Source organism: Pseudooceanicola spongiae (assembly GCF_014899185.1).
Lineage (GTDB): Bacteria > Pseudomonadota > Alphaproteobacteria > Rhodobacterales > Rhodobacteraceae > Pseudooceanicola > Pseudooceanicola spongiae.
Genome location: NZ_CP045201.1, coordinates 2,465,295 through 2,479,338, shown reverse-complemented (window position 1 = coordinate 2,479,338; position 14,044 = coordinate 2,465,295). Strand labels below are relative to the sequence as shown.

At 62.0% G+C, this 14,044-nt stretch carries 11 protein-coding genes and 1 riboswitch; of the genes, 5 read left to right on the top strand and 6 right to left on the bottom strand.

Annotation, left to right across the window (positions count from 1 at the left end):
* Positions 1–2 precede the first annotated feature (2 nt).
* The 5 genes from F3W81_RS11655 (at position 3) to F3W81_RS11635 (ending at position 6,930) form a co-directional block, all read left to right on the top strand.
* Entirely contained in the window at positions 3–2,684 is a 2,682-nt protein-coding gene (locus F3W81_RS11655) for an ABC transporter transmembrane domain-containing protein (protein WP_193079332.1), read from the top strand.
* A gap of 86 nt (positions 2,685–2,770) precedes the next feature.
* Positions 2,771–3,211 (top strand): cyclic nucleotide-binding domain-containing protein, encoded by a 441-nt coding sequence (locus tag F3W81_RS11650; protein ID WP_193079331.1) that lies wholly within the window; start codon positions 2,771–2,773, stop codon positions 3,209–3,211.
* A gap of 365 nt (positions 3,212–3,576) precedes the next feature.
* Positions 3,577–4,083 carry a molybdopterin-dependent oxidoreductase gene (locus F3W81_RS11645; RefSeq protein WP_193079330.1) on the top strand — a complete coding sequence of 169 codons (507 nt, stop codon included), beginning with the start codon at positions 3,577–3,579 and terminating at the stop codon, positions 4,081–4,083.
* 8 nt (positions 4,084–4,091) lie between these two features.
* Complete coding sequence (locus F3W81_RS11640; RefSeq protein ID WP_193079329.1) at positions 4,092–6,032, top strand: putative bifunctional diguanylate cyclase/phosphodiesterase; 1,941 nt, start codon at positions 4,092–4,094, stop codon at positions 6,030–6,032.
* Positions 6,033–6,219: 187 nt separating this feature from the next.
* Positions 6,220–6,930 (top strand): FkbM family methyltransferase, encoded by a 711-nt coding sequence (locus F3W81_RS11635; RefSeq protein WP_193079328.1) that lies wholly within the window; start codon positions 6,220–6,222, stop codon positions 6,928–6,930.
* 7 nt (positions 6,931–6,937) lie between these two features.
* Here the strand turns inward: F3W81_RS11635 and rsgA are convergent, their stop codons facing one another.
* The 6 genes from rsgA to F3W81_RS11605 all read right to left on the bottom strand — a co-directional run bounded on the left by rsgA (position 6,938) and on the right by F3W81_RS11605 (position 13,958).
* A complete protein-coding gene (gene rsgA, locus F3W81_RS11630; protein ID WP_193079327.1) occupies positions 6,938–7,945 on the bottom strand; it encodes a ribosome small subunit-dependent GTPase A in 1,008 nt (335 codons plus the stop codon).
* Between the two features lie 150 nt (positions 7,946–8,095).
* The gene (locus F3W81_RS11625; protein ID WP_193079326.1) at positions 8,096–8,833 is read right to left on the bottom strand and encodes an ABC transporter ATP-binding protein; all 738 of its coding nucleotides are present in this window, start codon (positions 8,831–8,833) and stop codon (positions 8,096–8,098) included.
* Entirely contained in the window at positions 8,830–9,813 is a 984-nt protein-coding gene (locus F3W81_RS11620) for a FecCD family ABC transporter permease (RefSeq protein ID WP_193079325.1), read from the bottom strand. The genes F3W81_RS11625 and F3W81_RS11620 overlap by 4 nt, the downstream gene beginning before the upstream one ends.
* Positions 9,810–10,619: an ABC transporter substrate-binding protein gene (locus F3W81_RS11615; RefSeq protein WP_193079324.1), complete on the bottom strand. Its 810-nt coding sequence runs from the start codon at positions 10,617–10,619 to the stop codon at positions 9,810–9,812. The genes F3W81_RS11620 and F3W81_RS11615 overlap by 4 nt, the downstream gene beginning before the upstream one ends.
* Positions 10,619–12,475: a TonB-dependent receptor plug domain-containing protein gene (locus F3W81_RS11610; protein ID WP_193079323.1), complete on the bottom strand. Its 1,857-nt coding sequence runs from the start codon at positions 12,473–12,475 to the stop codon at positions 10,619–10,621. Before F3W81_RS11610 ends, F3W81_RS11615 begins: the two co-directional genes overlap by 1 nt.
* A 130-nt stretch (positions 12,476–12,605) precedes the next feature.
* A riboswitch (cobalamin riboswitch) is annotated at positions 12,606–12,810 on the bottom strand.
* Between the two features lie 68 nt (positions 12,811–12,878).
* Positions 12,879–13,958, bottom strand: coding sequence for an AbrB family transcriptional regulator (locus F3W81_RS11605; RefSeq protein ID WP_193079322.1), 1,080 nt, complete (start codon positions 13,956–13,958; stop codon positions 12,879–12,881).
* Between the last annotated feature and the right edge of the window lie 86 nt (positions 13,959–14,044).

Genomic DNA, 14,044 nt, shown 5'->3' with positions numbered 1-14,044 from the left:
CCATGGAACCGAATTTCTCCCGCTACATCTGGTTGCATACCAAGCGTCAGCAGATCTGGATCGTCTGCGTCGTCATCCTGTCGATGCTGCCCTATTATCTGGCGCTGGATCTGCCGAAGAACATCGTCAACGGCCCGATCCAGGGCGTCGGCTTCGAGACGCCGGGCGCGACACAGCCGTTTATGCCTGCCAGTTTCAGCCTGCCGTTCTTCGGGCGGATCGATCTTGTGGGCGGCATGGAGCTGGACCGGATTTCGATGCTGATCGGGCTGAGCCTGACATTTCTCTGTCTGGTCGTCATCAACGGGCTGTTCAAGTATTATATCAACACGTTCAAGGGCTTACTGGGCGAGCGTCTGTTGCGGCGCATCCGCTTCGAGCTGGTGGACAGGATCCTGCGGTTTCAGCCGCAGCATTTCAAGCACATCAAGGCTGGCGAAATCTCCAGCATGGTCAAGGACGAGGTGGAGCCGCTTGGCGGGTTCACAGGCGATGCCTTTGTTCAGCCGGCCATGCTGGGCGGGCAGGCGCTGACCGCGATGATCTTCATCTTCGTGCAGCATTTCTGGCTTGGGGTGATCGCGCTGTTCATGGCCGCCATCCAGCTGGCGATCATCCCAAAGCTGCGGCGGCGTCTTATCGTTCTGGGGCGCGAGCGTCAGCTGACGGCGCGCCAGCTGTCCGGGCGGGTTGCGGAAATCGCGGACGGCATCAGCACCATCCACACCAATGATACCTCGAACTTTGAGCGGGCGGATATCTCCAACCGGCTGGGGGCGATCTTCGGAATCCGCTACGAGATTTATCAGCGCAAGTTCATCGTCAAGTTTCTCAACAACTTTCTGGCGCAGCTGACGCCCTTCCTGTTCTACATGATCGGTGGCTATCTGACGATCGAGGGCCGGCTCGATGTTGGCCAGCTGATCGCGGTGATCAATGCCTACAAGGAGCTGCCGGGCCCGCTGAAAGAGCTGATCGACTGGGATCTGAGCCGTCAGGACGTGCAGGTGAAGTACGAGCAGGTCGTCGATCAATTCGACAAGGGCGACCTGATGAGCCCCGAACAGCAGGGCGACGAAGCACCTACGATCGAGCGCCTCAACCTGCCCATGACCATCCAGAACCTCGTGGTCGAAGATGACGCGGGCGGAAAGGCATTGGACCATGTCTCGTTCCGTCTGGTGCCGGGGGAAACCGTGGCGATCATCGGCAATGCCAACAGTGGCGCCGAAAGCGTGGCCGAAGTGCTGGGCGGGATCGTGCGCCCGGCCAGCGGCAAGGTCACCGTGGGCGATCACGATCTGCAGAGCCTGCCGGAGTCGGTGACCGGGCGGCGCATCTCCTATGCGGCGTCGGATGCCTTCTTCTTCTTTGGCAGCCTGCGGGAAAACCTGCTCTACGGTCTCAAGCATCATCCGATGGAAACCGCTGCCAAACCTCTGGAGATGTCCGGCAGCAAGAGCCGCTGGCTGATCGAGGCGGAAAAGTCGGGCAACAGCGCGCTGAACGTCAACAGTGACTGGATCGATCTGACTCTGACCAATGCGGCGACGGGCCCCGATGGTCTTGACGGGGCCATGATGAAGGTCCTTGACGTTGTGCGTCTGTCCGAACAGGTCTTTGAATTTGCTTTGAATTCGAGCTTTGACGTCACGCAGCAACCTGGTCTGGCGGATCGGCTTATGGCGATGCGCATGGCGCTGCGGGCCGAGCTGGAACAACGCGGCCTGAGCCATCTGATCCTGCCGTTCGAGGCGGGCAGCTACAACATGGAAGCCAGCGTCGTCGACAACCTGCTGTTCGGCGTGTTGCTCGACGTCAAGGATCAGGCGAAAGCGGACGAGGGGCGGGCCTATCTCTACAATACGATCCGCGACACCGGCATCGGGAAGCTGCTGTTCGAGATGGGGTTCTCGATCGCGGAAACCACGCTGGATCTGTTTGAGGATCTGCCGCCGGATCATCCGTTCTTTGAACGCCTCAGCTTCATGGAGGCCGACGAGATCCCGAAATTCAAGACGCTGCTGTCGCGCCTCAGGGGGCAGGCCTATGATAAAATTGCGCTTCCTGATCGCATTGCCTTCATTCGCCTGAGCTTTCAGTACGTCGAGCCGCATCACCGTTTCGGTATTCTGCAAGAGCCGCTGATGCGCCGGATTATTGAAGTGCGCGAGCTTTTCCATAAGGGGATTCCGCCCCATCTTCGCGCCTATTTTGAACGCTACGATCCTGAAAGCTATCTCGCGTCGGGCTCGATGATCGACAATATCGTCTTGGGCAAGATCAACAGCCGCGTGAACGACGCCGAACGTCAGGTGCGCGAGGTCATCAACGAGATGATGCAGCAGCAGCCTGACCTCTTCAAACGGGTGTTCAAAGTCGGGCTGGACTATAACCTCGGTGCTGCAGGGCGGCGGCTGTCCGTGGTGCAGCGGCAAAAGCTGAACTTCGCCCGCGCGCTGATCCGAAAATCCGACTTCTACGTCTTCAACAGGGCTTTGTCGGCCCTCGATTCCCAGCAGCAGCACGAGGTCGTGCGCGACTCATTGGCGTTTTTGCATGAACAGGGCGACGAACCGGCCGTTGTCTGGGTGCTTATCTCGCAGGCATTTGCCAAGTATTTCCAGCGCACTATCGTATTTGACGAGCGTATGATCGTCTCGGATGAAAAGAACGTGACTTGATTAGGGGTAATTGTTAGCTTCTGTTTACAATTGACGCGTAAGACGTGTCTGTTGAAGATGAAGTTTCGTGGGGGCGATAGGCTGCAATGCTCTTGACTGACGAAGTGAATCTGCTGAGCCGGGTGCAACTATTCTCTGGCGTGAAAGGCTCGAAACTGAAGCTTCTTGCTTTCGCGTCGGATCGGGTGAGCTTTGGGCCGGGCCAGTTCATGTACCGTCAGGGCGACAATTCCGATTACGCTTACGTTATCTTGTCCGGCGTCGTCGAGATGATGACGGAGACGGATGACGGCCTGGTGACCTTTGAGGAAAAGAGCACGCAGGACGTTGTGGGTGAGGGCGCAATCCTGTCGGAGCGTCCACGCCAGTATTCCGTGCGGGCCAAGACTCCGATCGAGACCCTGCGGATCAAGCGCTCCTTCTTTCAGCAGCTTCTTTCGTGCTGCCCCCATACCATGGCGCAGATCATGCGCGTGCTGAGCGATCGGGATGCGAAGATCGCTGATATGGCGTCTGCCACGCACTGACGCCAACACCTGACGCTACGGCGTCGCAGTTGTAATTTGTAAATCGTTGCCTGTGGCGGTAGCTTTCCCTGTCCCGATATGACTGTGCCCTGGTTGTGTACCCTGGCTGGTCAAAGTCTGGCGCAGTGTTCTGTTGCCTTGTGGTGAGGCCTGCGATGTGTGCAGGCAGGGGTGTCAACGTCAGACACCATGTGCGATTTTACCGGACTCTTTAGCGATTAATATGGTGCGAACGACGTGGTCTGGACAAGCTGCGTATTTTTGTCCAGCTTATTTGTTAATGGACTTAATGCGAATGAGCGCCGTATATATAGGGTTACATGCATATTGACCGTCGGCGAAAACTCAGAATACAGAAGGCTGCCATGAAAATACTGCCCTCACTCGCTGTCTTGCTTGCAGGCGTTTTCATCGCAAACGCCAGTGTTGCTGAGCCTCTTGCAACGCCGACAGGAGACGTGATTCTTACGGTTTCTGGCAATATTTCCAATACAAATGATGGTGATACCGCCAAGTTCGACCGGAAGATGCTCGAAGATATTGGTATGGTCAAAATCGCGACCAACACACCCTGGTACGATGAGCTTAAGACCTTTGAAGGCGTGCCGATGAAGGTGATCATGGACCTGGTCGGTGCAGAGGGCACCACCATAGATGCTGTCGCTCTCAACGACTATGAAACTGAGGTTCCAATGTCTGATGCCCAGGAAACGGGCATGATTCTTGCTACGAAAATTGATGGTCAGGACCTGGAAGTTCGTGACAAAGGCCCGATCTTCCTGATTTACCCCTTCGACAGCAGTCCGACCTTTCAGAACCAGGCCTACTATGCCCGTTCGGCTTGGCAAGTGACGCGACTGATCGTCAGATAGGTGTCCAAGTGACCCGTCTTCTGGGTGTTCTGATCTGCATGTTCATCGGCGCGACGGTCTATATGTCGAGCACTGTGTCGCAGAGACAATCTGTACTGCGTGATGTGACCCATCACAACGACACCTGGGCGATCAGCCAGACCGTTTCCGAATTCATGCGCCTTGAAGCGAAGCTTGCGATCTATGCCATCGAGTCGGACGACACGCCGGTCGAGGATGTGCGACTGCGCCTTGATATCTTCATCAGCCGCCTGGTTTCGTTCAGGGAAGGGACGCTGAAGGTCTTCCTTGAGGCGATCGCGTTTCGCCAGCAGACCATCTCAGAGCTTGTCAGTCTGGTAAATGAACTCGACCAGAACCTCGAAACGATGGACCGCGATCAGGTCATCGACATCGTGAAGCGGATGAGCGAACTCAATGGTCCGCTGACTCATCTGTCGGCTCAAAGCGTACAAAAGAGCTGGGAAGAGATCGAGGATAACCTCGAGGCGCTGGAAAATCTGCATCTGGTCTACAGTCTGGTCGTGGCCTTTCTGATCCTCTGTTTTGTGCTGCTGGTCATTCTGGTGTTCCGCCATAACCGGCTGCTCAAGCAGGCGCAGAAAAAGACCGAAACGCTCAACAACAGTCTGAGCGCGGCAGGGCAGGAGTTGCGCGATAAGAACCGGCGGCTTGAATATCTGGCACATTACGACTCGCTGACCAAGCTGCCGAACCGGGTGCTGTTCTGGGAGGAGCTGGAAACTGCCCTGAAAACCTCGCAGCCCGTCGGCTCCAGCGTGACCTTGCTGCTTCTCGACCTCGACGATTTCAAAAGCGTCAATGATACGATGGGGCATGATCTGGGCGACATGCTGCTGGATCAGGTCAGTGCGCGGATGCTGAAGTTTGGAACCGAGGCACATATGTTCTGCCGTCTGGGCGGAGATGAATTTGCCTGTCTGCTGATCGGCAAGACGATTGACGAGACACTGACATTCGCCCGGGGCCTCGCATCCTGGATTGCGCTGCCTTACAAGATTTTCAACCGTGAAGTGACTATCGGCTGCTCGGTCGGTCTGGCCAATGCGGATCAGCCCAAATGTGACGACGCGCAGATGCTGTTCAAGCGGGCGGACATCGGCCTCTACCGTGCCAAGGCGTCCGCGCAGGAGCGGATCTGCCTGTTTGAAGACTATATGCAGGCCGAGTTTGATGACCGCCAGGAGCTGGAACACGACCTGCGGCTGGCCGTAGAGCGCGATCAGTTCGAGCTGGTCTATCAGACACAGATAGAGGTGACGACGCTTGCCGTGCACGGCGTCGAAGCGCTGGTGCGCTGGAACCATCCCACCCGTGGACAGATTTCACCGGCTGCGTTTATTCCGATTGCCGAAGAGCTTGGCGTGATTGTCGAGCTGGGGGAGCTGATCCTGAGGCGCGCCTGTCGCGAGGCGACGACATGGGTCAAGCCTGTCAAGATCGCCGTCAATCTGTCGCCGATCCAGCTGCAGGCGCCGCGGATCGTGGAAACAGTCATGGACGTGCTGAAAGAGACGGGCCTGGACCCGGCGCGGCTTGAGCTTGAGATCACCGAGACCGTGGTTCTGAACGATCGCAACGGGGTGGTGCATATCCTCGACGACCTGCGTGCGCTTGGTGTGACGATCGCGATTGATGACTTCGGCACCGGCTATTCGTCACTGGCGGTGCTGCGCGACATCCCCTTTGACACGATCAAGCTCGACAAGGCCTTCGTGCGTGACATCGCCGTCAGCCCTGAGGCCGAAGCGCTGGTCAAGCTTGTCATCGATGTCGGCATGCATCTGGGCAAGACGGTGATTGTTGAAGGTATCGAAACCGAGGCGCAGCATCAGAGCATCCGCCGCATGGGTGGTATTGTCACCCAAGGGTTTCTTTTTGCGCGGCCCGTCGCGGCGTCGCAACTTGGTTTCCTGCGTGCCTCCTAGGGGCTTGCCTGCGCCCATGAAACCTCAGTTCCACAGGATTGCGGGTCATTCGCAGGGGCGGGGTTGACCCATTTGCAGCGGCTCAATATCCATGGGGCAGGCAGCGCCGCAGGTCCCCGAATTGGAATGTTGTCCGGGGGTTTCCAATTTAAAGACGGCAAAAGAACTGACCAATTTTGAGGGTTTAATGGACACTGCAGCAGACATTGGCATGATTATTCACGGTATTCGCCTGCCGATCACCGCTCAGGACGTATCGCCGATCATCTGGCACGCGCTTGAGAGCGGCAAGTACGAAGCCAAGGAGGCCCGTCAGGTCCAGCGGCTGCTGCGGTCCGGCGACCGGGTGCTGGAGCTTGGCTCGGGCATTGGTGTGATCACGGCGGTGATGGCGCAGACTCCTCAGGTCACGATCTGGTCCTTTGATGCCAATCCGCACACCGTGGCTTTGGCCGAGCGGGTCGCGGCGGCGAACGGAATTGAGAATGTCACCTTTCGTCAGGGGCTTCTGACGGCGGGCGCGCCGGAGCAGTATTCCTTCTACGTTCGGCGCGATTTCTGGATGTCCTCGATGATCGAAAGTCAGGGGCCGTTTGAGGATGTGATCGAGATCGGCTCTCAAAACGTCGACAGCTTTATCGGCGCGCAGGGCATCAACGTGCTGGTGATGGATATCGAAGGCGCTGAGCGTGAGCTGCTGGGCGCCGCCTCGCTCGACGGGATCGAGCGGGTTTTTCTTGAGCTGCACGACCACCTCTACGGGCTGGCGGGGGTGCGCGACATCTTTGCTGCGATGAACGAGCGTGGCTTTTCCTACGATCCGCGCAACTCGTCCGGGCCTTGCGTGATGTTCATGCGCGACGACGGAACGCCGCGCAGCTACTGCGAGGAAGAGTAACCTGAACTCAGCGTCGTTTGCCGCGTGGCTTCTGGATCTTGTTGCCGCGCGGCCCGGTCTGCACCACTGTATTGGCGGTGTTTTCCTCGTGCAGTTTGCGCCAGCGATCGAGGCGGGCAGCGTCCAGCGTACCAGCGGCAATTGCGGCCTGAACCGCGCATCCCGGCTCATGTGCATGGGTGCAGTCGCGGAAGCGGCAGTCGGGGGCCAGCGCGACAATCTCGGCAAACAGCACATCCAGACCGGTCGACAGGTCACTGACGTGCAGCGTGCGCATCCCCGGTGTGTCGATCACCCAGCCGCCGCCCTCGATCGCATGCAGCGAGCGTGAGGTCGTGGTGTGGCGCCCCTTGTCGTCGGTCGCGCGAATGCTGCCGGTCGCCTGAGCGTCCTCGTCCGTCTTGCCGCTCAGCGTGTTCAGAAGCGTCGATTTGCCCACGCCGGAGGAGCCGACAAGCGCAACCGTCTGACCCGGCCCGCACCAGGGCTTCAGCGTCAGCGTCGCTTCGGGGGCTTTTGCGTTCAGTGTGACGACGACCAGACCGGCCTGCAGCGCAGCGGCCTGTTCGACGAAGGGCGTGACATCGTCGATCTTGTCGATCTTGGTCAGAACGATCACGGGGTTGGTCCCAGCCTCGTTCGCCAGTGCCAGATAGCGTTCCAGCCGGGCCGGATTGAAGTCGTCATTGCAGGAGGTGACGATGAACAGCGTGTCGATATTGGCGGCGATCAACTGGGGAGACCGGCCGCCCTCGGTATGACGTTGCAGCAGGGCCTGCCTGTCGAGGCGGCGCACCAGCAGCTGGGTCTCGGCCTCGACCAGCACCCAGTCACCGACGGCGAAATCCGTGGTGTTGACGTTGGGGGCCAGGGTCAGCCGCGACGGGCCGTCGACGGATTCCGCCGTCAGCCTGCTGCGATGAACGGTTGCGATGCGCATGGGCACCAGAGCAGCCTCTTCCGGGGCGAGCTGGGTGTCGAAAAACGCCGACCAGCCGAGGGTGGTCAATGACATGGTGGCCTGATCTGATGAATGCTTCACGACGCCCTGAATGGCGCTGAGACGCGCCGCTTGCAAGCGTTTCCTTGCTGTCGTGCGGAGGTGATGGGCAGGGCTGCGCTCAGCACCAAGACGGATGCCGTCGCTTGCAGCAACTGGCGAGGCTCATGTGACGCGGCGCAGTGGCTGGAAAACCGGGCCGTCGTCGCTCTGGGCGTGATAGGCGGTGATGCTGAAGGCGCGGGCGAGGGTGCCTTCGGTCAGAACGTCGGAGGGCGCTCCGTCTGCCAGCACGCTATTTTCCGACAGGACGATCAGGCGCGTGCAGTGACGTGCCGCCAGAGCGATGTCGTGCAGGGTCAGCATCACACCGCGGCCTGCGGCGGCGATATCGGCAAAGACCTCCATCGTCGCGATCTGATGTTCTGGATCCAGACCCGCTATCGGCTCATCCGCCATCAGCAGCGGGGTTTCCTGTGCCAGAGCGCGGGCGATCAGGGCGCGGGCCTGTTCGCCGCCCGACAGGTTGGTGGCGCGGCGGTTGCGCAGGGGTTCCAGGGCCATATGGCGCAGCGCGGCCTCAACCGGGCCTCGGGCGCGGTCGTCATGGGGCAGGCGGCCAAGCGCCACGAGGTCTTCGACTGAGACGGGCCAGGCGATCTCGCGCGTTTGCGGCATCCAGGCGACGGCCTTGGCGCGGGCGTTAGGTGTCATCGCGGCGAGGGAGCTGTGCCCGGACGCCGGGATCAGCCCGAGGGCGGCGCGCATCAGGGTGGTCTTGCCGACACCGTTGCGCCCGATCAGGCCGACGACCTCGCCCGCCGCAACGCTGACGCTGACATCGGAGAGCACCCTGCGATTACGCAGGGTGACAGACAGGTTTTCAAGCTGCAGCAAAGTCATGCGCGTTGCCTCCGGCTGCGCCAGACGAGGTGCAGAAAGAAGGGCGCGCCAACAAGGGCCGTCAGGACGCCGAGCTTAAGATCCCGCCCCGGCGCGATCAGGCGCACAGCGATATCGGCGCTCAGCAGCATCGCCGCGCCGCCCAAAGCCGATACCCAGAGCAAGGGGCCGGGGCGGCCACCGACCGTGCCGCGCAGCAGATGCGGCACCACCAGCCCGATGAACCCGATGGAGCCTGCCACGGCGGTGCCAGCGCCAACGACGCAGGCAGTGCCCAGCACGATGCGCAGGCGCAGCATCCGCAGATCAAAGCCCATGGCGGCGGCGGCATCCTCGCCCAAGGTCAGCGCGTCCAGCCCGCGTCCGACACCTGCCAGCAGCGCCAGTCCGACAATCATGAAGGGCATCGCCAGCCAGACGTGCAGCATCGAACGATCCGCGAGGGAGCCCATCATCCAGAAGATGATCTCGTTCGCCGCGAAGGGGTTCGGCGACAGGTTCAGCACGAGAGAGGTCAGCGCCCCGGCAATGGCCGAGATGGCAATCCCACCGAGGATCAGGGTCAGCGTCTCGCCCCTCGGGCCTGTCAGCACCAGCAGGATCAGCACGGCGATCACCGCGCCTGCGAGCGCCGACAACGGCAACGCCAGTGAGAAAGCCGCCGAGAGGCCGGTCTGGATCGCGAGCACCGCGCCGAGGGCCGCACAGCCCGAGACGCCCAGCAGGCCCGGCTCGGCCAGCGGGTTGCGCAGGTATCCCTGCATCGCCGCCCCGGCCAGCCCCAGCGTGCCGCCGATCATCACGGCCAGCAGCATCCGGGGCAGGCGGATCTCTCGCATCACCAGCGTCAGGGGGCCGTCGCCGCCCGCCAGCAACGCCCGAATGCTGTCGGCAAAGGGCAGGTTCGCGGGGCCGATGGAAAGCGAGCCGATGGCCAGAACGAGGACCAGTGCAAACAGAAGGGCGAGGGCCTTGGTCATTCGATATCCTGTCGCAGACGTGAGAGCTGTTCGATGGCCTGTAGCACGAAAGGTGTGCCGCAGAGCCAGTCACTGTCGGTGACCGAGCGCGAGGCCTGCGCGGCACGGATCTGGCGCACGACCGGATGATCGAGGATCTCCTCGGAGCGCGAGGCCCCGGGATAGGGCTGGCCAGTGATCAGCGCCTCGGGCTGGGCCATGGCCAGTTCCTCAAGCGACATGCGCCCGCCGCCGCCGTCGCCCGCAATGTTGGAAAAGCCCGCAGTCAACAGGATCTCGCCCGCCAGCGTCTGATTGCCGGTGGTATAGCCGTTGGCATAGTAGAGCGCGGCAGAGGGGCGGCGGCCGGTGCGGGCGCGCAAGGTGCTCAGCCGGGCCTCGAAATCGGCAATCACCGCATTGGCGGTCGCGCTGCGCCCCAAGGCCTCCCCGATCAGACGCAGGCGGTCTGTGACATCGGCGAGGGAATAGGCCGGGGGCACCGTCAGCACCTGCACCCCGAGCCGCTTTAGCATGTCGACCGAGGCGCGCGAGGTGAAGGTGCCTGCGATCACCAGATCGGGCTTCAGCAGCCAGATTTCCTCGGCCAGACCATGGTTGATCGGATAGGCTTTGGCCTGCTCCGCCATGGCCGAGCTTTGGGCATCCCGCGCCAGAGACGACACCGAGAGCAACTGACCGGGGGCGGCCAGCAGCATCGCCATCTGGTCGGTACACAAGTTCATCGAGACGACGCGCGCCGGCGACTCCTGCGCCGCAGCTGGGGCCGCGATCATCAGGAAGAGGCCAAGCGCGCGCCGCCACATCAGAAGTTGCTCCGCACGCCGAAGTAGGCCGCGCGGTCCGAGGTGCCGTAGCCGAGCGAGGTCTGGTACTCTTCGTCGAACAGGTTCTCGACGCGCAGGTAGACCTCGGTTTGGGTGGACAGGGCGTAGCGCAGGCTGAGGTCGACGGTCGTGTAGTCTGGCATATCGCCGGTCTTTTCGGTGACGCCCGCGACATGGCGCAGGGTCAGCGCGCTGGTCAGATCGGGGGTCACTTCGGCGGTCAGGCCAAGGGCGATGTCATGCAGGGGCACGCGCGCCAGACGTTTGCCGGTCCCGGCCTCCTGACTGTCGGTCCAGGTGTAGGCAGCGGTCAGGCCGATACGCTCGGTCAGGGGCGTCTCGGCAGAGAGTTCGACGCCTTGCATCCAGCTGGTCCCGGTGGTCTGGTCATAGGCCGAGGTGGTCCTGTCATAGGCGATCAGGTCGGTGATCTCGGTCCGGAACAGGGTGGCATTGAGCCGGCTTTCGCCCAAGCGTTTCTCGACGCCCAGTTCGTAACTGGTCGAGGTCTCGGGGCTCAGGTCCGGGTTGCCGTAGGTGCTGGAATAGAGCTCATAGGGCGAGGGGGCGCGAAAGCCGGTGCCGATGGCAGCGCGCAGGGTCAGATCGGGCTGTGGCAGCCAGCCGAGCGAGACGCGGCCCGTGGTCTTGCCGCCGAAGGTCGAATGGTCGTCGTGGCGCAGGACCGTGACCATCTCAAGCTGGTCGCCAAGGTGCCAGTCGGATTGTGCCCAGAGACCGAAGATGTCGTTGCGGCCGTCGTCTCCGGTGTTCCTGAAGGCTTCGCGGGTGGCATCTGCACCAAAGGTCAGCGTCGCCACCGAAAGCTCCGTCTGGCCCTGATAGGCAAGGCTCCAGCGCTGGCCTTTGGACGGATCTGAATAGGGGACGCCTTTCTTGGTGCCCGAGAAGCGCCGGTCGATCTGGTAGTATTGCGCCGAAAATTCATGGCGGATGGCACCGGCATCGATCCGGGCAAAGGCACGCAGGCCCACCTGATCCCGGTCGGACATGTCATCGGGGATCAGCCCATCGGTCGGCCCGCCGGAGTATTCGTCGACCTCGGTTTCCGCCGTCGCCCAGAAGGCCGCACCACCGATGGTCACTGTCTCTGTCAGCTCATAATCGCCGGAAAAGCTGAGGCGGGTGGCCTCGTGCCCGTCGGCTTCGGTGTTGCCGTCGTTCTCATCGGCGACGGAAAACCCGTCGGTGCGGACATGCGACAGGGTAGCCGCAAAGCTGCCGCGGGCGCCGAGATAGCTGAGGTTATAGGCCAGTTTCGCGGTGTTGTAGCTGCCGTATTCGGCGGCATAGCCTTGGCTCAGGCCGGGCTTGGTGGCCTGATTGGTGGTGATGTTGACGACACCGGCAATCGCATCGGCGCCATAGAGCGCGGATTGCGCGCCCTTCAGGATCTCGATGCGGCTGATGCCTTGGGTGGTCAGCGAGCCGAAGTCGAAGCTGACCTGCGTCGAGGCCGGGTCATTGACGTCGATACCATCGATATAGACGCCGATATAGCGCCCATCTGCGCCACGAATGCGCAGGTTGGTCGAGGTGCCGAGGCCGCCATTGCCGCTGAGGCTGAGGCCGGGAAGGGTGGTCAGGTAATCCGCCAGCCGCGTGGTGCCGCTGTTTTTCAGATCCTCCTGCGTGATCACCGCGACCGAGGAGCCTGTGCGCGTGAGGTCCGTCGCCTCGCCCCGGTTGGCGGTGACGGTGATCGCATCGAGGTCGAGGGCGTCCTGTGCGCTGGCGACCTGGGCGATGCCGCAGAGGGCAAGGGTGGTCATGGCTGTCGCGGCACGAAGTACCGCAAGGCGGGGGGTGTTCATGTCCCGTCTCCTAAAATTGCCGGGGGTCCGGCACGTCCGATCATGTCGTTGGAGGGGGAAGCCCTGCCGCAGACGGTGCAAGTGCCACCTCTGCGGACAGTCCGCCGTCACACGCGCGCCCCGCACGGCAACTGGGTGATCGGCTTCGGCAGGTCTCCTGACTTGCGGGTCAATGCTGGGCCGGGTCTTCCCATCGCGCAGGGCGACAGTGACATGTTCCGGCTTCGCTCACCACTTACAGTTGCGGGGGCAGTCGTGGCCTTGGGGGCAAACCCGCACCACATTCCCTATTATCCGAACAGCAGGCTGGTCGGACCGAAGCGTGCCCGTCTTATGGTGGCGACCGTTGCCGGGCAAGGGGGAAAATCGGATGAGCCGGCCTGTGGTGCCGGCCCGCCAGCTTCTAGGCGGCGGCGGTCCGGGCGGCCAGACGCCGCGCGAACCAGCGTGACACGATGGGCCCCGAGATGAGGACGAGGACAAAGCGCAGCGTCTGCATCGACATCACGAATGCCATGTCGACGTCGCTGGAGGCCGCGATCACCGCTACGGAATCCGCGCCCCCCGGACTGGTGGCGAGGTAGGCGGTCAGCGGATCGACCCCGAGGGTCCATGAGATCAGCGCTGCCAGCGCGCCACAGAGGGCCATCAGCAGCAGGATCGACATGACCAGACGCGGCAGCGCCTTCCAGGCGTGGACAAGGATTTCACGGGTGAAACGCAGGCCGATCATCCAGCCGCAGAGCGCAAAGGCGATGACCAGAAACCACGGCGGCACCATGGGGTGGATCAGCCCCATGCCCTGAGCGACGGCGCCAACCAGAAGGGGCACCAGAAACTCGCCGGCCGGTATGCGGATGATGCGGCTGACGGCGACGCCGAGGGCCATCAGGCCGAGGGTGTGCAGAAAGCCGATCTCCAGCGGAGGAAACCACAGGATCGGCTCTGGTGCGACGTCGGGCACGCCGACCCAGAAGCGCGCAACAAGCGAGGCACCTGCCGCGACAAGACCGACCCGAAGGTACTGCATGACGGCGACAAGGCGCATGTCAGAGCCGTGCGCCTCGGCCATGAACACCATGGCTTGTGCCGCGCCGGGCGTGGACCCCCAGATGGCAGTGGCCCCGGGCAGCACCTGTCGGATCGCCAGCAGGTAGCCAAGTGTGGTGGACACCACGATCACCGAGATAACGCCGAACAGAAAAACCGGCCAGTTCTCCCCTATATCGCGCAGGGTTTCGGGGGGGATCGTCGTGGCGATCATCGCGCCGATGGCCGCCTGCGCAACCCCGAACACCGGGCGCGGGATGACCATGGCGGGCATGGGCGGCACGGGCGACGTCAGCCCGGACGAGGCGAGGATGATCGCGGCGATCATCGGCCCCAGCAGCAGGGCGGCGGGCAGATGCACCAGCTCAAGCGCGATGGCCAGCAGCGCCGACATCAGCACAAGCGCCAGCCAGATCGACAGGCGCTTTGCCATGGCCCGGCGTGAGGGGCTGTGCCGCGATGTCGCGGGCGTCATATCAATTTGTAGGGTCACAGGATCTCGCGGCGGAACGGGTCAAG

What these genes read in the sequence shown, in the direction of transcription:
- F3W81_RS11655 (WP_193079332.1), top strand. Translation starts at nt 3, where the DNA reads ATGGAACCGAATTTCTCCCGCTACATCTGGTTGCATACCAAGCGTCAG.
- F3W81_RS11650 (WP_193079331.1), top strand. Translation starts at nt 2,771, where the DNA reads ATGCTCTTGACTGACGAAGTGAATCTGCTGAGCCGGGTGCAACTATTC.
- F3W81_RS11645 (WP_193079330.1), top strand. Translation starts at nt 3,577, where the DNA reads ATGAAAATACTGCCCTCACTCGCTGTCTTGCTTGCAGGCGTTTTCATC.
- F3W81_RS11635 (WP_193079328.1), top strand. Translation starts at nt 6,220, where the DNA reads ATGGACACTGCAGCAGACATTGGCATGATTATTCACGGTATTCGCCTG.
- rsgA (WP_193079327.1), bottom strand. Translation starts at nt 7,945, where the DNA reads ATGTCATTGACCACCCTCGGCTGGTCGGCGTTTTTCGACACCCAGCTC.
- F3W81_RS11625 (WP_193079326.1), bottom strand. Translation starts at nt 8,833, where the DNA reads ATGACTTTGCTGCAGCTTGAAAACCTGTCTGTCACCCTGCGTAATCGC.
- F3W81_RS11620 (WP_193079325.1), bottom strand. Translation starts at nt 9,813, where the DNA reads ATGACCAAGGCCCTCGCCCTTCTGTTTGCACTGGTCCTCGTTCTGGCC.
- F3W81_RS11615 (WP_193079324.1), bottom strand. Translation starts at nt 10,619, where the DNA reads ATGTGGCGGCGCGCGCTTGGCCTCTTCCTGATGATCGCGGCCCCAGCT.
- F3W81_RS11610 (WP_193079323.1), bottom strand. Translation starts at nt 12,475, where the DNA reads ATGAACACCCCCCGCCTTGCGGTACTTCGTGCCGCGACAGCCATGACC.
- F3W81_RS11605 (WP_193079322.1), bottom strand. Translation starts at nt 13,958, where the DNA reads ATGGCAAAGCGCCTGTCGATCTGGCTGGCGCTTGTGCTGATGTCGGCG.